This window comes from Mesorhizobium sp. (genome assembly GCF_024509055.1).
GTDB lineage: Bacteria > Pseudomonadota > Alphaproteobacteria > Rhizobiales > Rhizobiaceae > Mesorhizobium.
In genome coordinates this window covers 1-23,434 of the sequence record NZ_JANINM010000520.1, presented here as the reverse complement: position 1 = coordinate 23,434, position 23,434 = coordinate 1, and the positions used below count along the sequence as shown (strand labels likewise).

Sequence of the window (23,434 nt, the reverse complement as noted above, 5' to 3'; positions counted from 1 at the left end):
ACCATCAAAAGCGGGGCGCAAGAATAACTTTTTCCAGTACCCGTGCTTAGGGTTTGCCTAAGCTGTCGCAATGTTCGGAGGTGCTTTGCCGACATTGATTGCTGGAAGTCCGGCAACTCGCCGGGCGATCCGCTGCAGCGTTTAGGGATAAGCTAAGCACTGACACATGAAATCATAATTTTCGCTCCGCCAGCCCGTCACTAAAAGCAAAACGGACCTCCATCACAGCGGCGAAAGCCCTATCGGAAGAGACGCGGATATGTCGGTTGAAAAGGTAGACACACTTGTCGTCGGTGGTGGCCAGGCAGGCGTTGCCATGAGCGAGCACCTGAGCAAATGCGGGGTGCCGCATCTGGTTGTCGAGCGCGGCCGGATTGCCGAGCGCTGGCGTTCGCAACGTTGGGACTCCCTGGTGGCCAACGGTCCGGCCTGGCACGACCGGTTCCCGGGTATGGAATTCCCTATTACAGGCCCAGATGGCTTTCCCTCCAAGGAGGAGGTCGCTGACTATTTCGTCGCCTACGCAAAGCAGATCAATGCGCCGATCCGCTGCGGCGTGGAGGTCAAGCTGGTGCAAAGAAATACCGGTCGACCAGGATTCCGCGTCGAGACTTCGGACGGCGTGATCGAGGCCAACAGCATCGTCGCCGCAACCGGACCTTTCCAGGTCCCCGTCATTCCGCCGCTTGTCCCTAAGGAAGCCGGCATCCTGCAAATTCACTCCAGCGCCTATCGCAATCCCGAGCAACTGCCGAAAGGCGCGGTGCTGGTTGTCGGAGCAGGATCGTCGGGCGTGCAGATCGCGGATGAGCTCCAGCGTGCGGGAAGGCGCGTCTATCTGTCGGTCGGTCCGCACGACCGCCCGCCGCGCGCCTATCGCGGGCGCGACTTTTGCTGGTGGCTGGGCGTTCTCGGCAAATGGGACCTCGAAACGCCAGGACCCGGCACGGAACATGTCACGATCGCCGTCAGCGGTGCGCGCGGCGGTGAAACGATCGATTTCCGCCGTCTGGCCGCGCAGGGGCTTACACTGGTCGGCATGACGAAGACCTACCAGGACGGTGTGATGACCTTTGCGCCGGATCTTGCAAAGAACATTGCCCGGGGCGACGCCAATCTGATGTCGCTGCTGGACGAGGCGGACGCCTATGTGGCTCGCAACGGTCTGGACCTTCCGGAAGAACCCGCCCTGCGCAAGATCGGCCCGGACCCGGACTGCGTGACCAATCCGATCCGCGAGCTCAACCTGGCCGATGTCGGGGTAACCACGATCATCTGGGCGACAGGTTTTGCCGTCGATTACAGCTGGCTGAAGGTCGACGCTTTCGACGAGAAGGGCCGGCCAAGGCATCAGCGCGGCGTCTCGATCGAGCCCGGGATCTACTTCCTCGGGCTGCCCTGGCAGTCGCGAAGAGGGTCGAGTTTTATCTGGGGCGTCTGGCACGACGCCAAGCATGTGGCGGATCGCATTTCGACGCAGCGAAAATATCTGGCCTATCACGCTGCCGCGAAGCAAGAGACCGTGGATGCGTGACCAAGGCTGCAAGCCTGATCAAATGGAGACCAAGATGGCGCATACACGAATTCGCAAATTCAACACGAAAGAAACGTACCCCGAGCAGAAGCTCGACAACGATCTTTGCCAGGCGGTTGTCACGCGGGGCGGCCGGACCGTTTACCTTCGCGGCCAATGTCCGCAGGATCTGGACACCGCGAAGAACATCGACAGCCATGATCCGGTCGAACAGACCCACAAGGTCATGCAGAACATCAAGCAGCTCATCGAAGAATGCGGCGGGACGATGGAGCATCTGGTGAAGGTGGTGGTCTACCTCACCGATGTCAGGCATCGCGAGGCCGTCTACCGGACGATGGGCGAGTATATCAAAGGCGTCTATCCGGTTTCGACCGGCCTGGTCGTGTCGGCCCTGGCGCGGCCGGAATGGCTGGTCGAGATCGACGGCACGGCCGTCATCCCGGACTGAGCGTCATGACCTTCTCCATCGTTGCGCGCTGCCGGCGCACGGGCATGTTCGGGGTCGCGGTGTCGTCGTCGTCTCCGGCGGTCGCGGCGCGCTGCGCCTACGCGCAAGCCGGCGTCGGCGCGGTCGCCAGCCAGAATGTCACGGACCCGACGCTTGGGCCGCGGGCATTGGAGCTGATGGCACGCGGCGCTTCCGCCGCCGAGGCTGTCGCGATCATCAAGCGCACGGCCGCCTTCAGCGAATACCGGCAGGTGCTGGCGGTCGATGCGGCCGGCGGCAGCGCAATTCATTCGGGACCGAAGGCGCTCGGCATCTGGGCCGAGGCGCGTGGCGAGGACGTCGCCTGCGGCGGCAATCTGCTTTCGAATGACGGCATTCCCTCCGCCATGGTCGACGCCTTTCTCGCTTCCGAAGGAGAGCTTGGCGACCGGCTGATCTCCACGATGCGTGCCGCGCTGAAAGCTGGAGGGGAGGCGGGACCTGTGCGCTCCGCCGGCATGAAGCTGGTGCGCGATGTCTCATGGCCTGTCGCCGACCTGCGTTGCGACTGGACCGAGGGGTGTCCGATCGAGCAGCTGGCAACGCTGTGGGACATCTACAAGCCTCAGCTGGATGCCTATGTCACCCGTGCCCTCAACCCGTCTGGCGCGCCGAGCTACGGCGTTCCCGGTGACGAATAATCCTGCAAAGCCTGGAGCCAAGGATGAGCGAACTCAGCCATAAGGAGTGGATCGGCAAGGCGTCCGCAATCCGCTTCCCCGACAAGGCCTTCATCGATGGCAAGGCGGTGTCCGCGCGTTCGGGCCGGACCTTTGCCAGCGTCAACCCGGCCACGGGGGAGACGCTCGCCGAGGTCGCCTCCTGCGGCGAAGAAGACATCGATCTTGCTGTTGCCGCGGCCCGACGCAGCTTCGAAGCCGGCGTCTGGTCGCGAACGAGCCCTCAGCATCGCAAGCAGGTGCTGCTGCGGCTGGCTGAGTTGCTGCGGGACAACCTGCAGGAACTCGCGCTGCTGGAATCGCTCGACATGGGCAAGCTGGTCAAGGACGCCGCCACCATCGACGTGCCGGGCTCCGCGGCGATCTTCCAGTGGTACGCCGAAGCGATCGACAAGGTCTATGACGAGGTGGCTCCGACCGGCCAAGGCGACCTCGCTCTGGTGCGGCGCGAGCCGCTCGGAGTGGTTGGCGCCGTCGTGCCGTGGAATTTTCCGCTCGACATGGCGACCTGGAAATGCGCGCCGGCGCTGGCGGCCGGCAATTCGGTGGTGCTGAAGCCGGCCGAACAGTCACCGTTCTCGGCGCTCAGGCTGGCGGAACTGGCCATGCAGGCCGGGCTGCCCGCGGGCGTGCTCAATGTGGTGCCCGGCCTTGGCGAAACCGCCGGCCAGGCGCTTGGCAGGCACATGGATGTCGATTGCCTTGCCTTCACCGGCTCCACCGCCGTCGGCAAGATGTTCATGCAGTATTCCGGCCAGTCGAACATGAAGCAGGTCTGGCTGGAGACCGGCGGCAAGAGCCCCAATCTGGTGTTCGCGGACTGCGCTAACCTGGACGCGGCGGCCGACATGGCCGCTTTCGGCATCTTCTTCAACCAGGGACAGGTGTGCTCGGCCAACTCCCGGCTTCTGGTGGAGCGTAGCGTCAAGGACGCGCTGGTCGAGAAACTGGCGGAGCGCGCCGCGGCCACGCAACCCGGCGATCCTCTCGACCCGGCATCCAAGATGGGCGCCATGGTGGACGCGCGGCACGCCGCAACGGTCATGCGTTTCATCGACAGCGGCAGGAAATCGGCCCGGCTGGTGACCGGCGGCGGTCGCGCCGCGGTCGATGGCCGAGGCAGCTTCGTGCAACCCACGATTTTCGACAACGTGTCGCCGGACGATCCGCTCGCCCGCGACGAGATATTCGGACCGGTGCTGTCGGTCATCGCCTTCGACACGGAAGACGAGGCGCTTCGGATTGCCAATGACAGCATCTATGGCCTGGCCGCTTCGGTTTGGACGGACAGCCTGTCGCGCGCCCACCGCATTTCCGAGCGGCTGCGCGTCGGCACGGTTTCGGTCAATACCGTCGACGCGCTGAGCCCAATGACCCCCTTCGGCGGATTCAAGCAATCCGGCTTCGGGCGCGACCTGTCGCTGCATGCGCTGGACAAATACACCGCGCTGAAGACCACCTGGATCAAGTACTGAGGACGACCACGACTTGATTGCAGCGATCAAACGGGCATCATAGAAGCCCATGCCGCTCCGCTTCACGCTCAGACAGCTCGAATATTTCGTCGCCGTGGGCGAGGCCGGCTCTATCGCCAAGGCGGCCGAGCAGGTGAACGTCTCGCCGCCGTCGATCTCGGCCTCGATCGCGCAGCTCGAGGCGGAGTTCGGTGTCCAGCTCTTCGTGCGCAAGCACTCGCATGCTCTAGCACTGACAGCGGGCGGGCGGCTGTTCCTGAAGGAAGCCGCGCGGCTGCTCAACGATGCGGACGCGCTGCACGACATCGCCGGCGACATCGCCGAAAAAGTGCGCGGACCGCTGGCGATCGGCTGCCTGCTCACTTTCGCGCAGATCGTGCTGCCGGCGCTGCGCAGGAAGTTCGAGGATGCCTATCCGGATGTGCGCGTCAGGCAATTCGAGCGCAACCAGGGGCAGTTGTTCGAAATGCTCCAGCGCGGCGAAATTGACGCAGCGCTGACCTACGACCTCGAGCTGTCGCAGGACATGACGTTCGAGCCCCTGATGCAACTGCCGGCCTATGTCATGCTGCCGGCGGCGCACCACCTGGCGTCGAAAGCGGGCATCACGCCGGAGGAACTGGTGGACGAGCCGATGGTGCTGCTCGATCTGCCCTATAGTCGCGAGTACTTCCTGTCGGCCTTCCAGGCGAAGGCGCTACGGCCCAATATCGTCGAGCGCACCGGCGACATTGCGGTGATGCGCTCGATGGTCGCCAACGGTTTCGGCTACGGCATTGCCAACATGCGGCCGCTCAACACAATGTCGCCGGACGGCAAATTGCTGGTGTTCGTGCCGTTGCTGGGGGACGTCAGGCCGCTGACCATGGGAATAGCGCTGCCGAACGCCGAACACCGCACGCTGACGGTGCAGGCATTCGTCGATCACTGCCGCCGTTTCGTGGTCGAGCAGGGAGTCTTCGGCACCGAGCGCATAGTCAAGTGAAGGCGATCACGGCTGGCCTTCGGCGAGCCGCGACAGCAATCTGTCGAGCATCTCGTCGCAACGCCGCATCTGTTCGACGCCGACATATTCGTCAGGCTTGTGTCCTTGCGCCATGGAGCCCGGTCCGCAGACGACGGCCGGCGTGCCGAGATCGCGGCTGAACAAACCGCCCTCCGTGCCGAAGGCGACCTTCATGGTGCTGTTGGCGCCGGTCAGGGATTTGACGAACGCAACCGCTTCCGAGGCTGCTGGCGTGTCCAGGCCTGGATAGGTGTTGGTGATCTCGATTTCGATCGCGGCTTCTGGCGCGATCGAGGCGGCGTCGGCGGCAATGCGCGCCGCGGCGTCGCGAAGCCTGTCGAGAATCGAGGCTGCATCATCGGTGGCAACGTTGCGGATCTCGAAATCGACCTGGCAGAGATTGGGCACGATGTTGAGCGCGACGCCGGCGTTGATCTTGCCGACATGCACGGTGGTGTACGGAATGTCGTAGTCGCCGTCGCGGGGGCCATCGCTGGCCAGCCGGTCCTGCTCGTCGCGCAAGGCCTGCACGAAGTCGCAACCGAGATGGATGGCGTTAAGCGCCAGCGGCGCCAGCGCCGAATGGCCCTCCCGCCCCCTGCAGATGGCGCGGGCGGCAAGCTTGCCCTTGTGTCCTGTCGCTACCTGCATGTCGGTCGGCTCGCCGACGATGCACAGCAGCGGGCGTTGCGGCGCGGCGCTCAGCATTTCGATAAGGTCGCGCACGCCCAGGCAGCCGACTTCCTCGTCGTAAGAGAGCGCAAGATGCAAGGGTGTGCGAAGCGCCATCTGCGAGGCCTTGAGGCATGCCGCGAGCGCGCAGGCTACAAAACCCTTCATATCGGCCGCGCCGCGACCGTAAAGTTTGCCGTCTCGCTCGGTCATCACAAAAGGAGGCAGTGTCCAGTTCTGGCCGTCGACTGGGACCACGTCGGTATGGCCGGACAGCATGATGCCCTGCTTGTCGTCCGGACCGATGGTGGCAAACAGGTTGGCCTTGTGACCGTCCGCGCTATGGATGATCTGGCAGGCAATACCGTTCGTCTCCAAGAGGCCTGTTGCATAGCCGATCAGGTCGAGATTGGAGTCGCGGCTCACCGTCGGAAACGCGATCAGCCGTTCGAGAATTGTGATGCTGTCCATGTCTGAAGTCCGTTGCGCTCCCGGCTGTTTAGCATCGCGGCACGGCGTGGCTGAAGTCGCATTTGGCTTCGCTTCGTTTCACCCCAGACTAACCCGGGAATGCGCGATTAGGCGTGTCCTAATCCGCGCAGAAGAAATCCATAGTTTTCCCGCGCTCGCGCCAACTTATGAGTAGTCTGCAGAACACCGGCGGCGCCAGCCGGCAGGAAGGAAGCACCATGCGCGACCCACGCTATGACATTCTGTTCGAGCCGATGAAGATCGGCCCGGTGACCGCCAAGAACCGCTTCTACCAGGTTCCTCATTGCAATGGCGGCGGCTATCGCGATCCGTCGGCCGCGGCCGAGATGCGCCGCATGAAGTCCGAAGGCGGATGGGGCGTCATCTTCACCGAGCAGACGGAGATGCACCACACCTCCGAGATCACGCCCTTCATCGAACTCAGGCTGTGGGACGACGCCGACATTCCGGCTCTGGCCAAGATGGCCAGGGCCATGCACCAGTATGGCGCGCTGGCCGGTATCCAGCTTGCTTATTCCGGCATCAACGGTCCCAATCTCTATACCAAGGAGGTTCCGCGCGGACCGTCAGCGCTGCCGATCCGCACTTTCACCAACGATCCCGTGCAGGCGCGTGCCATGGATAAGCAGGACATACGCGACCTGCGGCGCTGGCATCGCAATGCCTTCAAGCGTGCGAAGCAGGCGGGCTTCGACCTGGTCTGCCTCTATGGCGCGCATGGCTTCGGCATCATCCAGCACTTCCTGTCCACCGCCACCAACCAGCGCAGCGACGAATATGGCGGCTCGCTGGAAAACCGCTCGCGGCTGATGCGCGAGCTGATCGAGGAAGGGCGCGACGCGATCGGCGACACCTGCGGCCTGACGCTCCGGCTGTCGCTGGACGAGATGATCGGCGAGCTTGGCTTCGCCAATTCGGAAGTCCGCGACATGATCGAGATGCATGCCGACCTGCCCGACCTGTGGGATCTCGCCCATGGCGCCTGGGAGGATTGCTCGGGTCCGTCGCGCTTCAAGGATGAGGCGGCGCAGGAAAGCCTGGTCTCCGGCATCAAGAAGCTGACCTCGAAGCCTGTCGTCGGCGTCGGCCGCTTCACCTCGCCGGACGTGATGGTCAGGATGATCAAGTCCGGCACGCTCGACTTCATCGGCTGCGCGCGGCCGTCCATCGCCGATCCCTTCCTGCCGAAGAAGGTCGAGGAGGGGCGCATAGAGGACATCCGCGAATGCATCGGCTGCAACATCTGCATCACCGGCGACATGACCATGTCGATCTCGCGCTGCACGCAGAACCCGACCTTCATGGAGGAATGGCGCAAGGGCTGGCATCCCGAGCGCATGCAGGCCAAGGGCGACAGCGACAGCGTGGTGATCGTCGGCGCTGGACCGGCCGGGCTGGAGGCCGCGCGCGCGCTCGGCCTGCGCGGCTATAAGGTGGCGATCGCGGAAGCGGGCACCGAGCTTGGCGGACGCGTGGCGCGCGAGAGCCTGCTGCCCGGCCTGTCGGCCTGGGGCCGGGTGCGCGACTATCGCCAATACCAGCTCAGCCAGATGCCGAATGTCGATATCTATTTCGAAAGCCGGCTGACGGCGGACGACATCCTGTCCTTCGGCTTCCAGAACGTCGCCATCGCCACCGGGTCGACCTGGCGGCGGGACGGCGTCGCGCGCGCGCATGTGGTGCCGATGCCGATCGACGCCTCGATGCCGGTCTACACGCCCGACGATTTGATGGCCGGCAACGTGCCCGGCGGCAATGTCGTGCTGTTCGATGACGACCACTACTATATGGGCGGCGTGCTGGCCGAACTGATGGCGCGGCAGGGCGCGAAGGTGACCCTGGTGACACCGTCGGCCTATGTCTCGGACTGGACCCGCAACACGCTGGAGCAGGGGGCGATCCATCGCCGCCTGGCGGATCTGGGAGTGGACATCGTGCTCAACAGGACCGTTGCGAGCGTCGCGTCAGGCGGTGTCGTCACGGCCTGCGCCTATACGGGCGCGCGGCAGGATCTGACGGCAGACGCCGTCGTCCTGGTGACGTCGCGCGATCAGGACGACGCCGTGTGGCGCGAGCTCAAAACCCGCCAGAACGAGTGGGCCGACAATGGCATCCGCTCGGTCAAGGTGATCGGCGACGCCGAAGCGCCGGGGCCTATCGCCTGGGCAACCTATGCCGGCCATCGCTTCGCTCGCGAGATGGACGAGCCGGACATCGGCGACGCACTGCCTTTCCGGCGTGAGGTGACGGCGCTGGCCGCGGAGTAGATGCCGGACGGCATCTCCTCCACTTCGATGGCCAGCACTAGTTGGGCATTGGCCTCCGCTACTCAGGGCCGAGAGGAACGCCCAGCAGCTCGCTCAGGCGGAGCGGCAATCGGGGTGAGGCGTGCAGCTCGTCGCAGCTGGCCTTCCAGCGTTGCAGATATTCGCCGATCGGCACTCCGCTGCGCCCTGGCCAGCGATTGAGGGCGCCAAGCGCCTCCACGCAATCCGGCGCGGCTTCGTATTCGGCGAGAATAGTTACGGACATGGCCTGCGCGAACGGATTGAGGCCGGGGATCTCGATCTCGCTTCGGTGGACGGCGAACCACGCCGGCGCGTCGGGGGTCAGTCCCTGCCCGGTCGCAAGCGCGGTATAGCTTCTTATGATGTTCTCGCGATACCCGGCGATTGCATCACCGAAGGCGTTGTCGCCGGCGAAGGGTGGGTTCAGCTTCCAGTCGTTCGCCAATCGGCGCAGGCCACGCAGCGAGAAGGCCTCCACCATTGCTTCCTCCAGCCACTGGCAGGGCGCCGCCGGCCTGGCATCGGCCTGCCAGCTGTTGGCGGTCACGTGGCCGAGCTCGTGGCCGAACTGGTAGGCGAGTTTCGACCAATCGCGTTCGCCAATATCGACGATTATCCACGCCATGCTGCTGCCATCCGGATGCAGCCAAATAGCAGGCTGCCCGGAGGTGTGCTCGTCGACGCGAACGCGCGAGGGCTGGCGATCGGAAACAAGGCGAACGCCGTCGAGGCAGGCATGGCGCATGCGTTCCAGAACCAGGTCCGCGGAGTGGGGCAACATGCGGCCCCAGTCGCCGGCGAGCTCGATTGGGGCAGTGAGGAGGGTGGAGGGAGGGGAAGTCGAGGAAGCGAGTTTCGGCATGGCGGCGTAGCCTTTGTCCCAAACAGCCCAACGCAAAGGTGATGAAAAAGTTGGGCCGACCGCCAAAAATCCCGCCGCCACCACAATAAGCCGGCGCCTTTCCATGTTGCCCCTCCTAGCTGCCCACAAGGGATTGAGCTATCGTTTTGTAGTGAGTGCGCCAAAGAGCGAAGAGGAAATAGAGGCCAGAGCGCAAGTCACGAGGGGGTGAATTTGGCCGAGGCGATCTATGCCAAAACTTTTGCCGGGGAGAACTTGGCAACCTGGCAGGTGGTCCATGAGATGTCCGCTCGGATCGAGGGCGGGTCTCTCATAGTCTCAGATTCAGATCGTCTGAGCTATCATCTCTTGAGGATCTACGGCCAGGAATTCGTCTTTCGATTGGTAACGATCAGATGTCTGATCAAATTTCTGCCGGCAGCGTCGGCCAATTTCTACATACACCATTTCGGTAATCTGAACGTCGCCGAACTAGATGCCCGGGGAACAATCGTTGACCGAGGGATCAGCCGCAAAATATCGGTCAGTTCTCGCGAACCTGGTCTACTAGATGTCGAGGTGACATTTCTCAATTGCCACCCTTCGATCTCAATAGGTTGTTCCGACCGAGGGCACCCTGTCTATTCGGGCACAGGGCGTGATCAGTTCGCCTTTCTGAGCATCACTGTCGAAGCGTTTGATGCGGCGGCTGAGTTGTCCCAGATAGCGCCGGAGGAGCGCATTGTCCTTGTGGATGTCGGCGGGCAGGGCGGCCTGCAGACGAAGTGGATGCTGAAGGCAGACCACATTACGCCCATAGTATTCGAGCCGATAGCCTCAGAAGCTGCCGCAGTCAGGGAAACCCTAAGTCGAATTCCCGGTTCAAGGGTCATCGAGAAGGCTTTGGCGGACGCTTCCGGAATGCGAACACTGCACGTCGCGGCGGCTTCTGGTTGCTCGTCCTTGCGCGAGCCCAACTTCAATATCTTGCAGCATTACTCGATAGGCTGGATATTCCGTACTGTTGGCAGGCAGGCGGTAGAGTGCACTCGCTACGACGAATTGGTCGATTCAATGAGGCTGCCATCGCCGGATGTGATCAAGATAGATGTGCAAGGTCTCGAATACGAGGTCCTGGACGGCTTTGGAAAGCATCTGGAAGGATGCCTTGCGATAGAGCTCGAGACTCATTCCGTTGCAATCTACCGCGGTCAAAAATTGATTGGCGACCTCATTGCTTTGTTGTGGGATTGGGGATTTTCCTTGAGACAGATCAGGACAGTACCGAATTTTGATGGCGACGCGATAGAGTTTGATGCTTTGTTCTCAAAGCGAAAGGACAGAATCGGATCCCTCTCCGAAAATTCTAGCCGGAAGCTGAGGTTGATCCAGCAAGTTCTGGAGATCGGGTAAAGTCTCCAACGGACAAAGCCGATATTATTGAGTTGACCAAAAGATCAATCTGCTCAGCGCGATGCTTTGTCATATGTTTATTTCTAACCAAATCCATGCCAGCAAGCCTGATCCTGTCCACCGTTGCGCGATTATCTGGACTAAGTATCCATTCCATTTTCTCATAAAAATCATCTTTTTTTGTAAATATACATGTCTCATTATCAATGAATCCTAATTCGTTCATTTCCTTTTCTGTTTCTTTATCAGCTAACAATAGCGATCCAGACGACGCTATTTCAAAATTCTTCAGGTGGATATATCTGTATAAATGACTGTCGCTGAAGCAGCATAAATAATCAGATAGCTTCACGTAGTATTTTGTTTTGACTGTTTCCTGGCTTCTTTCATCGTATTTTTTGTGATACCCTGGATGTTCAAGTTTATCTATTCTTGGATCATTCAATTCAGAGACAAATTTTCGAAATGGTCGATCCCACGCGACACTCCCCGTCAGCAGAATTTTGTTAATCGGGTTCTTGTTGAAGGTCACGCGCTCGTAGTCCTTGCAGCCTTCCAGCGCTGACGAATACGGAACCCAGACCACTAAACGATGCTTGTAATGGTTCGAAAATTCATAGGCATACGGGCTAATTATCATGTCCGCATGAGCGATGAGGTGATTTAGATACTCGTCATATTTCGGATCGTAGCTAACCAGATCGTCAACTCTGACAATTGTGTAGGTATTTATTTTATCGATAGGTACCGAGACGTATCCTTGATACGCAACGATTATCACTGAGTACATGCCAATAGAATTTATCACGTCTTCGTCGCTGAAATTTGTATTCTTTGAGTCTATGATGTCAAATCCATGTACTTCGTTAAGTATTTTTATGCAATGATAGTGTTCATCCGCTAAATATGACTTTAGCCAGTTTATATCGCAAATTATTCCCTTTCTTAGCGTCTTTACGGGTTTCTCAACCCGACGCACAGGCGGCACGCTACGATCGGATGAGTCAATCAGCGTTACCCACTCATCGATCGAGTGTACCCAGTCAAAATTTCGCGCGGCATTTTGTATTGATTTGCATTTTTCCGTATATAAACCTGGATTATCTTTATAGAAGCGCAATGTTTCTGTCGTGAAAGCTTTGAATTTACCGGCTTCAATGGGTGCCATGATGCCGGCGCCTTGGTATGCTTTGCGAGGGAAGTGTCCAACTGGAGTGCCGATGACCAGTCTGCCTGCCGCGGCGGCCTCCATAACCGGCAATTGAGCGGCCTCGCTAACTGAACTCGTCACCACGGCGTCGACGGATCGGTAGAATTCCGGCATGTCAAGAAACGACGTTTGATTTCCAGTCGAGCCAGCGATCCTGAATGTGAGCCCGGCATCCGCGACGGCAGCCTGAGCAAGCTCACCCCGTTTCCATTCCACACCATATGTCTTGACCGACATCGATGAAGCATAACCGACGGCAGCCAGTTTATCAGATACATCTGAGTAGAATTCATCGAAATTTACGCCGAGGGACGCGACCATCGGAACTCTTGGCACACCGCGCATCAATGAAGCGCAATATACGTACTCGCTAACTACGCCATAGTTGGCGAACTTTTCGAAGACCTCAATGCCCTTCTGCTCGACCAGCATCCGTATGTCGAACTCATGATGGGAGATGGCGATGATTTTGTCGAAGGGAACATGATAGCTATCCGCCAGGGTCGATACCCCATCCAGAGCGGCAATTACGAAATCGTAGTACGAGATCAGTTGGTGAGCGTATTCGGCGTGATTTTGCTGCCAATCGAGTATGTCGACCAGATAGCCTCTATCATGTAGGTGCCTGCACAGGTCGTAATAGACTCGACCGTGGGACCACTTGGTGTAGCCGTATATCAAAATCTTCTTCGCCCGCGGCTGGCGGGCCGATTTCATCCGGTTCAGCGGATGAACGATATGGCTCGCAATATGGCGCCTGTTGAAGGCGGCTTCGTCGCGACGCCAAGCGCCGTTCAGCGCAGGTTCCGGGCTGTCCGTACACCAGTTCTCTGAGGCGATGAACAATTCCCATGTGCTGCAAACCGAGGCTCTGTGCATCACGCGGCCATCCGGTATCGCCGACAAAAACCGACCGTCGGATCCCAATGCAAGCAGGCCGCGCTCCAGCGGAACCAATTCGAGCGTAGCGGCGCCGGAATCCGATCGATCTTTACCCTGCGACTGCGAGGCCGTCAGGCAAACGTCATAGAAGCAATAGATCGGCTCGTCCGACCCGCCGGCGGCGTGGACCAGCTGACCTCGCCTGTAGCCGCTGGCCGATCCGTCTCTCGGTTGGAAATATGCGTTTGCGGGGCTGGCCTCGATCGGCCCATGCTTGAGCTCGCCGGTGGCGCGATCGACGTACAGTACCGTGCCGAATGCCGTGAACAGTCGGGCGCGCGGAGACGTGGATTGAGAGAGCTCGCTCATTTCTGCAGTCGCACCTCTTCCCGCCGCCGAACGAAGAAATCCAGATTGTTTTTGAGGCGCTGATTGCTTTGGTCGAGGTCGAGCGCCTTTTGTCCCCACTCAACGGCTCGGTCCATGGCGTTGAGATGCCAGGATGCAATCGCCCCAAGGTCATAGAGCCGGAAGCCCCAGGAGTTCATGTCGTCCAGGTAGCTGCCTGTCCGGCGCGTCTTCTCGATTCCGTTGGCGCACGCCCAGAACAGATTCAGCCAGTCACCCTTGCCATGGAAATCCTCGGCAAGGTCGAGCCAAACCTCTCGGCGGTGAGGGGCTTCGATTCTTGCCCGGTCCAGCCACAGGGCCCGTTGCTCGGGAACCATCCGCGCCAGATAACGCATTGCTTCCGATCGCTCATCAGGCCAGGTGCTTGTCGGGAGTACTAAATACCGTTCGAGTAACTTGGCGCTTTGTTCCAACTGATTGGCGTACATATGTTCGCGCCCGAGCCAAAAGCAGATCTGGGGATCACGAGGGTCCTCTGCCGCCGCAATTTCCATCAGGCGCAAATATTTTTCATGATTGGCCGCGTTGCTCCTCAGGTGGTGCATCACAATCTGGTCTGTGCTGGACGAGACCTCCTTGTCGGAAAAGAACAGCGCCTCGTGTATGGGTCTCTTGAAGCGGTAGCCCCATCGACTATGAAAGCTCTTCGACGGGTAGACATGGGTGGGGTTCGGATCGTCGACGCTCGATCTGATCAACATCCGGCAGTACAACGCGGTCGTGTCGTTGGCCCAGGCGGACTCGAGTTTGGAACGCCATCCTGGCTCGAGGAACATGTCCATATCCATGGTGCAGCAAATATCGACATCGGGCGGGATAAGGGCCATCGCTGTGTTGCGAGCATCGTCAAAACGCCAAGGACGTACTGCGATGCGATGAACAGTGACTCCGGCATTTGTGAGCCGTTCGACCGTGTCGTCCGTACTGCCTGTATCCGCGACAATCCGATAGTCCGCTTCCGCGGCAGATTCCGCCCACCTCTCGACGTGGACTGCTTCGTTCAATGCGATCGTATAAACGGCCACTTTCATTGGACCGCCTTGTTCGGCGATATCGGGGTGTCGCCCTCAAGCCCGATCCGGGCCTTGGCGAAGAATGCAAGGTTGTTCTTGAGGCGATCATTGTTCGGTTCGATATCCAGTGCTGCTTGGCACCATTCGATCGCGCGGTTCATTGCATCCATTCGCCATGCGGAAATCGAACCTAAGTCGAACAGTCGGAAACCCCAGCTATGAGGATCGTCCAGGTAACTGTTGGTTCTACGCGTGGTTTGGATCCCGTTTGTGCATGCCCAAAACAGAGCCGGCCAATCGGCCTTGCCGTGAAACTCTTCAGCCAAATCAAGCCAGATCTCGCGCCTATGCGGCGCCTCGACCCGCGCTTTGTCTAGCCAAAACATTCTCTTGTCGGGTTGCATGCGAGCGAGATAGCGCATTGCTTCGGACCTTTCCTCGGCCCAGGTGCTCGTAGGCAGATAGAGATAGTGCTCCAGCAACCCGACACCTTCCGGGTGCCGATTGGCCCACATGTAGTCGCGGCCCAACCAGAAACATATCTGCGCGTCGTCAGGGTCCTCCCGATGAGCGAGCTCCATCAGCGGCAAGTAGTTCCTGCGAGTTTCCTTGCCCAGATCTTGGACCTCGCGCATAACAATCTCGTGGCCAGAGCGCTCGACCTGCCTGTCGCCAGTGAAAACCAATGCCTCATGGACTGGCCGCTTGAACCGATATCCCCAGCGATGATGAAAATTCTTCGCCGGCCAACCGCGCAGCTCGACCGGGTCATCGATGTTCGATCGATAAGACACCCTGCAGAACAGTGCGGTCGTCTCGGGTGTCCAGGCTGCCTCCAGCTTGGCGCGCCAGCCGGGCTCCAGAAACCGGTCCATGTCCATGGTGCAGCAAACGTCGACGTCGGGAGGAATCAACGCCATGGCGGCATTGCGAGCGATGTCGAAACGCCATGGGCGAACTGTTATCCGGTGCACCGTCACCCCGGCCGCTGTCAGCCGCTCGACCGTATCGTCGGTGCTGCCGGTGTCGGCCACGATCCGGTAGTCGGCGTCGACCGCGGACTGAGCCCAACGTTCGGCGTTGGCAGCTTCGTTCAATGCGATGGTGTAGACAGCGACTTTCAAGACGCCTTCCTCGACCAGCGAAGGTCTTCTCTACATGCCCGACTTGCCACTCTTGCGGATGGCCACCAGCCCGCCGAGCAGCTTTGCTCGATTGATCTCGTAGTGGCTGTCGAAGAACAGGATCTCGTCGAATTGCCCGGCCAGCGCGCCGACGCCGAGCGGATCGACGGAGCGTGCCGCGCCATGGTCCTTGATCTCGCGCAGCAGTGTCTTGGTCAGCGTTATCTTGCTCAGGTCCTCTCCGGGCGGCTGCCAGTCGAGATCCTCAATGAAATACCAACCGCCCTCGGCCAGCAGAGGGAAAAACTCGCGCAATGTCAGCTGCTCGTCGAAGGACGCGTGGCTGCCGTCATCGATGATGACATCGAGTGAGCCGTGTTCGATCGTCCCTGCAACCCGACGCAGGTCCTCCACCTTCGACTGGTCGCAGACGAAGGATTTGAACCGGTCGTTGTTGAGCCGGGAGAAGTCCGTGAGGTCGACACCGATCACCTGGCAGAAAGGGAAATAGCTCTGCCAGAGCGAAACGGAAGGTGTCTCGGTCTGATTGCCTTCCGCCAATCCGCGACACAGGCCAATCTCCATCAACCGCCGCATCGACAAGCGCCGCTCCGATAGCAGGCGATCGTAGATCCGGGCATAGAAATGGCGGTTGCCGGTGTGTCGATTCTTGTCCGTATTGAACCGGTCGGCGAGGCCAGTGAAGGCAGGGAAGCCCTCCAGCGGGCTGATCAACCGCGATATGAGCGGCGCGCCTTTATCGTCCGGCATGGCCGAGTTGCGCGCCGTCCACAAATGAATACCGAAAACGCGTTCATCGTTCAGGTAGTCGGCCAATTCCGCGATCGGCCTTTCAAATCGATCGATTTCCGTCCAGTCGATGGCGTTGAAGAACATCGGGCCGAAGACCTGATCGCGCAATTCGGCGCCAGCATCCGACGCAATGTAGTCGGAGAGCAGCTTCGGGCCAATGTCGCCAAATTCCTTGCCGTGAGCTTGGTGGAAGCGGTCGATCGACATTTCGTAGAGCGCCCGCATGTGCCGGCTGTAGGGCTTGGCATACATGACGTTGCCGCAGATGAAATGACCCTTGTGCGACCCGCGCCACTGCAGGTTGAAGAAATGGTCGCCCCGGAACGGGAACGGCCGCAGCAGGATCACGTCGGTATCCATCCACAGCCCGCCGTGCTCGTAGAGAACGGCGTAGCGAAAGACGTCGCTGAAGTAGCGGATTTCGGAGCCGGCGACGATCCGCTCGAACAAGGCTCGCGGCATGACATCTTCGGCGCCCCGAACCTCGATCCCGTGCTGGAGGAGGAATTCGAGCTTCTTCGGCGAATAGGTCCATACCCGCACCGGATGGCCCGCAGCCCGCATCGAGGTAACAGCCGCGATCAGCGTCCGGTGTTCGGCCTTTTCGGACGTGACCTCGTAAAAGCAATTGATCTGGGCAAGCGTGGCGTCGTTGGTGTCCAAAAGGTTGGCGATCCGCGCGTCGAACTCTCGCGATCGATCGCGGCGCTCGCTCGGCGAGGAAACGTCGCGCAGGAACGGCGCCAGCTCGTGAAAAATCTCGTCAGTGGATCTTCCCCTGCCGGGTTCTGAAGCTTTTCGTCCGAGCTGGTCGGCTTTTCCCGAAGCGGCTTTCGGCGCAGTGGAGGCCTTTTGCGCAGCCGCTTCCGGCAGGCCGGATCTCAGGCGATCCACGTCCTCCAGCAGAGCCTCGACATCCGCCGCGTCGACGGTTGCGAGCCAGGATTCGCTGTCAGCCACGCTGTAGGAAATCAGCAGGCGTTTTCCGTCCGGGTGCAAGGCCAGGCCGGCGGCGAACTCGACGCCCTTTTTGTTGAAGAAGAACGGGCGGCTTGCCTTTCGCAAGTCGTTCTTTTCGTCTAGCCAGATGAACCGGTGCAGGTAGTAACGTCGGTTCTCCGCCGTCTTCAGCTGCACCTCATGGATCAAGGCGAGCCATCCCCCGGCGAATTCGATCGCCTGGCTGCCCCCTCGAAATTTCTGCGCGGCGATTGCCGGTGAACTCTCGCTGATGGCGCCAGCCTTCTCGTCCAATATCCGCGTGGGATCGCAAAGGTAGATGAATTGCAGCGCTTCGGCAGTCGCCGCGGCGCCGGGCTTCACCATCGGCATCCAGTTCTTCTCATGCACGCGTGGTCCAGATGGACGAAGCAATCGCCAGTCCGTCAGCCGACAGGGGCCGCTCTGATCGAGGCGGGCGACAACCTGTTCGCACCACGCCTCCGGCGTGAGCTCGCGCACGCACGCCGAGCCCCAAAGTTCACCGTTCCATGCAAAGAGCCGAAGGTCCTCGAAACCACGTACGCCCTCGTAGGTTGGCTTCGGCATGTCAATGGGAGCCAGAATCTCGGTGGCGGATTCCACGGCGAGTTGATCGCTCAGGTGGAGCAGGAAATTGCGGGTCCTGATCGCGTCGCCATCCTTCGTTTCGTAGCGAAGGCCGTCCTCTGTCATCTCGTAGTTCACAGTTCGCTGCGAGAGGACTATCTGCCGGCCAAGTCGCGCAACCGACGGGTTGAGCGGCCGATACCCGTCGGGCGCCGTGAACTCGACCTTGCCGGCATTGAAGGTCGGCATCATCGTCTTGGCCGGCTGGACGTAATAGAACAGGTTGGACCACGCCAGATCCCGGGGCCCGTCCGCGATGTTGCGGTTGAGCGCCAGCCAGTTGCAGGCGGCGAAGCCGCGATCCTTTCGCGCGGGATCGCGTGCGTAGTTGGCGACAATCGAATACTCTTCCCACAGACCGGAAGTGTAGACGGAGTCCTCTATGAACAGGATATCCTGCTCGGGCCGACGGATCGCCAGACCCGCCTCGCAGAACAGCGCGGCCGCCTCGTTCAATCCCTTCTCACGGTGGTACCGCGCCAGGTCGTAGAGCGGCTCGGCGCGCTGCGGGCGCTGGTTGAAGGCCGCCAGAGCCTCGCGGATGAAGCCTTCGTCGTCGCCGAGTTTGCGCAGGCAACGCGCCTGTTGCAGGCGCGCGTTCCAAGCCTCCTCGTCCCATCCGCCCATGGTGGCGCGCTTGGCATATGCAAGCGCCGCCTCAGCCGTCCGCCCGGCATCGCGATAGGACTGCGCGAGGTAGAACCAGTAGCGATGGTTCTCGGGGTCCTTTTCGAGCGCCTCCAGCAGCAGTCTGGCGTCCCGTTCGAACTTGTCGACGCGGTTCGATCCGCTGGCGTGATCTTTGTACCAGGCGCTGCGCAATTCCTGCACACCTCCTGGCACGTCGAGATATTCATGGGTCACGCCATGATAGCGCGCGCCTGCGTCGCGCCTCACCAGGCGCGTGTTCCAGTAGGCGAGCCCGGAGTCCGAGCGTTGCAGCAACCGATAGCCGGCACCGCCAAGCCGCTCGCGGAAGCTGGCGTCCTCGACCATGAGTTCCATGTCGGCGTCGTCGAACAGCAGGTAGTCGTAGGACAGCGTCGAGGCATATGCCCGATCGAGCGCGTCGTTGCGTGCCTGTTCAAAATTATGAAAAGGGAACTCGTGCAGTTCGCCTTGCAGGTTGCGGGCGGCAAAGAACGATCTGATGAAGTCCTGGGTGCCATCGGTCGAGCCGGTATCGCCTATGACCCAGCAATCGATATGGTCGACGACCGCCCCAAGGCAGCGCGGCAGATTTGCCATCTCGTTCTTGACGATCATGTTGAGGCAGAGGCGCTTGCCGTTTGTCATAGGCCCGCCGTCGGCTTTCCGGATTGCGGGCCGAGGCGGTTGTATCCGCGCCCCGATGCTTCCTGGAACCACGATTGCCCCGGCTGAGGATTCATCCGCTCACGCTCCGTACCCGCCTCGCTAGGTTGGCCTGTTGGCTCGTTCCACGCAAGATCGCGTTCTGGCGTGTCGGTTCGGGGGCCGCCCAGCGCTGAAAGGGCGTCTGCTTCACCCATGTCGGCGGCACTCTCGCGGCGGCAAGAGCGTGCGTGGCCCAAAGCGGTCATCCTAAAACGACGCCGCGCCTGCTTCGGTCGGCCCGATCCCGGCGTCAAATTTTTCGTGAACTGTCCCCTTGGCCTTAAGCCTCGATTTTTCAAAGGCATGCGGACAGGACGTGTCATCTGTGTGTCAAGCGGCATGCCAGGCTGCAACTTTTCCAAGTCATAATTTGTTAACCAAGCCATTTACAAGCCTATCATTTTCGAATTTACTAATAGCTAATGCAACTGAGGGTGGGCGCAGATCGAGCGAAGGGCCGCGCTTTGCGGATGGGCGCGAAGCTGGGAGAGGAATAGGGAAGCAAGCCACTTTCCTGCGTGAGGGCGTAGTAGTTTTAGTGGTGTGCCAATTTACCGTCGTTTTTGACTTCAGCCTTTGTTCAGAGGCCGACGGTCCCAATTTGTTTCCTTGAAGTAGTCGGTTCCCTCGCAGGTCGTCGTCGAGAAGTCGCGACAGGCGTGATGGAGTTGACGTTGGTTCGAGTGTTGCCGCCTACAAGGCTGGGCCCGGCTCGTGCGGGCCCCCGCATCGATGCATCCCCCGTTTGTCCGAACCTTTCTTCCGGCGACGGTCTTCCGCCGGCTGATGCTATTCGGCCAAGGGATCGCGACGCCTTCCTACGGGAATTTGATGATTTTCATGGCCTGCCACCACGGCCCGCCTGGTCCGGTTGCGGGCGTTCGGCACTGATTGAACCCTGAGAAAGAAACGAAAGAGGCAGCGGCGCGGTCGCGGTCTGCAAGGAGGATGTGATGAGCTACACAGCGGGCTTAGCGGTGATGGAAGTTACCGTTCGGGGCGCCTTGCCCATCGGGGATACGACGGAGAATGAGACGTATTTCATTCTGGACGCGGCCAAGGCTGCGATCGTCGGCCAGGTGATCCTTCCCAAGGCGGTCAAGCAGAGCCTTGCCGTGGCGATTACCGTCAAGGTCCCAAGCACTGCCGGCTCATTCGCGATCGGCACATTTGACGATGGCGGCAATTTCCAGGTTGCGGACTTCCTCCGCGTGGAGGGCCCCTCAGTCCACAGCCCCGGTGGCGCTGTCGGTCCGGCGGGGCGATGACCGCCCCCGCTTTTCTTGTCCGCTACGCCCGCCGGCCATGCCGGTGGGCATTTCCCTTTTGAACTGAATTCGACGCCAACAGGAGCCAGTCATGGCCGCCCGCGCCTCTGAAATCCTCTTTGTGGATCCTTCGATCTCCGACATCGAGACCGTTCTTGGCAATCTGAGGCCAGAAGTCCGGGCTGTGGTGCTCGATGGCCGTCAACCGGCGGCACGGCAGATCGCTGCGGCCCTCGCAGGTCATCAGCAGCTCAAGGCAGTGCACGTCATCGCGCATGGCGAGCCGGGACGGGTTAGGTTCTCGGCAGGGGAATGGTCCGCCACCACAGTGAATGAGGCCGGCGAGGATTTCGCAGCGATCGGCCGGGCGCTTTCCGCCGAGGGCGAACTGCGGTTGTGGAGCTGCGAAACGGCACTGGGAAGCACCGGCGAGACGTTTGTCGCGGCTCTGGAAGAGGCTACCGGCGCGGATGTCCGGGCATCAAGGTCGCTGGTGGGCGCGGCCAGCCTGGGTGGTTCCTGGCATATGGCGACTAGCGCATTTATGGCTCTGCCGCCGCTCACCGCGATTGGCGTGGGGAGTTATGCCGGCATTCTCGCATCGGCTAATCTGACACTTAGTGGCCAGATAACGGCTACGGGCAACGGCAAGAATGTCAACGTCTATTATCTGGTCGATACGTCAGCAAATCCAGCTACAGTTGTTGGATCATTCCAACTTCCATCGGCGCAGAATGGTTTGGTTTTTAATTTTGCGTCGACAATTACCATTCCAAACACAACGGATACTTATGTTGTTTACAATACAAACTTTGGCTTGGTCGGAACACTGACCCCTGGCCCAGGCAATCCCCCTTCGACTTACAGTTTCGTGACCGGCGCCGCCAACGGGACTGGAGGGACCTCCAATGGTGGAAATGAGTTTACCGGCGGGACACTCAATCTGACGAACAACGGCACCGCGGGCCCGACGGGTCCGGCTGGTGCAACGGGTGCCACTGGCGCTACGGGTGCTACCGGCGCCACGGGTGCGACGGGTGCAAGCGGCCCGACAGGGGCGACAGGCGCAACCGGGGCCACTGGTGCGACAGGCGCAACGGGTGCGACAGGCGCAACGGGTGCGACAGGTGCAACCGGCGCCAGCGGCGCGACAGGTGCAACGGGTGCCGGCGGCGCGACAGGCGCGACAGGTGCCGGCGGCGCTACGGGTGCAACAGGCGCGACCGGGGCCACTGGTGCTACGGGGTCGACAGGTGCAACGGGTGCTGGTGGCGCGACTGGTGCCACAGGCGCGACCGGGGCCACTGGTGCTACAGGGTCGACGGGTGCAACGGGTGCTGGCGGCGCGACTGGTGCTACGGGTGCAACAGGCACGACCGGGGCCACTGGCTCGACGGGTGCCACAGGTGCAACGGGTGCTGGCGGTGCAACTGGTGCCACAGGCGCGACGGGCGCAACTGGCGCGACTGGTGATACGGGTTCGGCCGGTGCGACGGGTGCAACTGGAGCCACCGGCGCGACCGGATCCACTGGTGCGACTGGCGATACCGGAGCAACTGGAGCCACGGGCGCAACAGGCTCGACTGGTGCTACGGGTGCAACAGGCACGACCGGGGCCACTGGCTCGACGGGTGCCACAGGTGCAACGGGTGCTGGCGGTGCAACTGGTGCCACAGGCGCGACGGGCGCAACTGGCGCGACTGGTGATACGGGTTCGGCCGGTGCGACGGGTGCAACTGGAGCCACCGGCGCGACCGGATCCACTGGTGCGACTGGCGATACCGGAGCAACTGGAGCCACGGGCGCAACAGGCTCGACTGGTGCGACTGGGGACACGGGTGCCACGGGTTCGACTGGAGCAACAGGCTCGACTGGAGCAAGTGGAGCCACGGGCGCAACCGGTTCGACTGGCGCGACTGGTGACACCGGCGCGACCGGAGCCACGGGTGCAACCGGAGCTACTGGCGCAACGGGCTCGACCGGAGCAACTGGTGCCACGGGCGCGACAGGTGCGACTGGGGACACGGGTGCCACGGGTTCGACCGGCGCAACCGGTTCGACTGGCGCGACTGGTGACACCGGCGCGACCGGATCCACCGGTGCAACCGGCGACACGGGCGCAACTGGTGCAACAGGTTCGACCGGCGCAACGGGCTCGACTGGTGCAACCGGAGCGACCGGCGACACCGGGGCAACTGGAGCCACAGGTGCAACCGGCTCGACCGGAGCTACTGGTGCGACGGGCTCAACCGGAGCTACCGGCGCGACGGGTTCGACCGGTGCAACGGGCTCGACTGGTGCAACGGGCTCGACTGGTGCAACTGGAGCCACGGGTGCAACCGGAGCCACCGGCGCGACAGGTTCGACCGGTGCAACAGGCTCGACTGGAGCCACGGGCGCGACTGGCGACACGGGTGCAACTGGAGCCACGGGTGCAACCGGAGCTACTGGCGCAACGGGCTCGACCGGCGCAACAGGCTCGACTGGAGCCACGGGTGCGACTGGCGACACAGGTTCGACCGGCGCAACCGGTTCGACTGGCGCGACTGGATCCACTGGTGCGACTGGCTCGACCGGAGCAACTGGAGCCACGGGCGCAACAGGTGCGACTGGGGACACGGGTGCCACGGGTTCGACTGGTGCAACAGGCTCGACTGGTGCGACTGGCGACACGGGTGCAACAGGTTCGACTGGAGCAACGGGAGCCACCGGCGCGACCGGATCCACTGGTGCTACTGGTGATACCGGGGCAACTGGAGCCACGGGTGCAACCGGAGCAACAGGCGCGACGGGCGACACTGGAGCGACGGGTGATACCGGGGCAACTGGAGCCACAGGTGCAACCGGAGCTACTGGCG

15 protein-coding genes are annotated in these 23,434 nt (G+C 61.1%); 9 read left to right on the top strand and 6 right to left on the bottom strand.

Features of this window, described 5'->3' with window-relative positions:
* Window positions 1–259 precede the first annotated feature (259 nt).
* Genes Q0L57_RS30685 through Q0L57_RS30665 form a run of 5 tightly spaced genes read left to right on the top strand, consistent with a single transcriptional unit; the run spans window position 260 to window position 5,164 of the window.
* Complete coding sequence (locus tag Q0L57_RS30685; RefSeq protein WP_296746840.1) at window positions 260–1,534, top strand: NAD(P)/FAD-dependent oxidoreductase; 1,275 nt, start codon at window positions 260–262, stop codon at window positions 1,532–1,534.
* 34 nt (window positions 1,535–1,568) lie between these two features.
* On the top strand, window positions 1,569–1,985 hold the full coding sequence (locus Q0L57_RS30680) for a RidA family protein (RefSeq protein ID WP_296746839.1): 417 nt from the start codon (window positions 1,569–1,571) through the stop codon (window positions 1,983–1,985).
* 5 nt (window positions 1,986–1,990) lie between these two features.
* On the top strand, window positions 1,991–2,665 hold the full coding sequence (locus Q0L57_RS30675) for a DUF1028 domain-containing protein (RefSeq protein WP_296746838.1): 675 nt from the start codon (window positions 1,991–1,993) through the stop codon (window positions 2,663–2,665).
* A gap of 23 nt (window positions 2,666–2,688) precedes the next feature.
* A complete protein-coding gene (locus tag Q0L57_RS30670; RefSeq protein ID WP_296746837.1) occupies window positions 2,689–4,179 on the top strand; it encodes an aldehyde dehydrogenase in 1,491 nt (496 codons plus the stop codon).
* 49 nt (window positions 4,180–4,228) lie between these two features.
* A complete protein-coding gene (locus Q0L57_RS30665; RefSeq protein WP_296746836.1) occupies window positions 4,229–5,164 on the top strand; it encodes a LysR family transcriptional regulator in 936 nt (311 codons plus the stop codon).
* Window positions 5,165–5,170: 6 nt separating this feature from the next.
* Here the strand turns inward: Q0L57_RS30665 and argE are convergent, their stop codons facing one another.
* Window positions 5,171–6,328 carry an acetylornithine deacetylase gene (gene argE, locus Q0L57_RS30660; RefSeq protein ID WP_296746835.1) on the bottom strand — a complete coding sequence of 386 codons (1,158 nt, stop codon included), beginning with the start codon at window positions 6,326–6,328 and terminating at the stop codon, window positions 5,171–5,173.
* A 218-nt stretch (window positions 6,329–6,546) separates the two neighbouring features.
* Here argE and Q0L57_RS30655 point away from each other — a divergent pair, with 218 nt between their 5' ends.
* Entirely contained in the window at window positions 6,547–8,616 is a 2,070-nt protein-coding gene (locus Q0L57_RS30655) for an FAD-dependent oxidoreductase (RefSeq protein WP_296746834.1), read from the top strand.
* Between the two features lie 58 nt (window positions 8,617–8,674).
* Here the strand turns inward: Q0L57_RS30655 and Q0L57_RS30650 are convergent, their stop codons facing one another.
* Window positions 8,675–9,604, bottom strand: a complete 930-nt coding sequence (locus tag Q0L57_RS30650; RefSeq protein WP_296746833.1) for a hypothetical protein — start codon at window positions 9,602–9,604, stop codon at window positions 8,675–8,677.
* Between the two features lie 108 nt (window positions 9,605–9,712).
* Here Q0L57_RS30650 and Q0L57_RS30645 point away from each other — a divergent pair, with 108 nt between their 5' ends.
* Complete coding sequence (locus Q0L57_RS30645; RefSeq protein WP_296746832.1) at window positions 9,713–10,891, top strand: FkbM family methyltransferase; 1,179 nt, start codon at window positions 9,713–9,715, stop codon at window positions 10,889–10,891.
* Here the strand turns inward: Q0L57_RS30645 and Q0L57_RS30640 are convergent.
* The 4 genes from Q0L57_RS30640 to Q0L57_RS30625 are packed head-to-tail and all read right to left on the bottom strand — an operon-like array spanning window position 10,845 to window position 19,248.
* Window positions 10,845–13,352: a glycosyltransferase gene (locus Q0L57_RS30640; RefSeq protein WP_296746831.1), complete on the bottom strand. Its 2,508-nt coding sequence runs from the start codon at window positions 13,350–13,352 to the stop codon at window positions 10,845–10,847. The two genes, Q0L57_RS30645 and Q0L57_RS30640, sit on opposite strands and share 47 nt — an antisense overlap.
* Window positions 13,349–14,425, bottom strand: a complete 1,077-nt coding sequence (locus Q0L57_RS30635) for a glycosyltransferase (RefSeq protein WP_296746830.1) — start codon at window positions 14,423–14,425, stop codon at window positions 13,349–13,351. Before Q0L57_RS30635 ends, Q0L57_RS30640 begins: the two co-directional genes overlap by 4 nt.
* A complete protein-coding gene (locus Q0L57_RS30630) occupies window positions 14,422–15,531 on the bottom strand; it encodes a hypothetical protein (RefSeq protein WP_296746829.1) in 1,110 nt (369 codons plus the stop codon). Before Q0L57_RS30630 ends, Q0L57_RS30635 begins: the two co-directional genes overlap by 4 nt.
* A 30-nt stretch (window positions 15,532–15,561) precedes the next feature.
* Window positions 15,562–19,248, bottom strand: a complete 3,687-nt coding sequence (locus Q0L57_RS30625) for a glycosyltransferase (protein ID WP_296746828.1) — start codon at window positions 19,246–19,248, stop codon at window positions 15,562–15,564.
* Window positions 19,249–20,261: 1,013 nt separating this feature from the next.
* On the opposite strand from Q0L57_RS30625, the gene Q0L57_RS30620 reads away from it, so the two are divergent.
* Together Q0L57_RS30620 and Q0L57_RS30615 are read left to right on the top strand one after the other, a co-directional pair.
* Window positions 20,262–20,576, top strand: a complete 315-nt coding sequence (locus tag Q0L57_RS30620) for a hypothetical protein (RefSeq protein WP_296746827.1) — start codon at window positions 20,262–20,264, stop codon at window positions 20,574–20,576.
* 91 nt (window positions 20,577–20,667) lie between these two features.
* Window positions 20,668–23,434 (top strand): DUF4347 domain-containing protein (locus tag Q0L57_RS30615; RefSeq protein ID WP_296746894.1); only part of this gene is annotated, 2,767 nt, incomplete at its 3' end.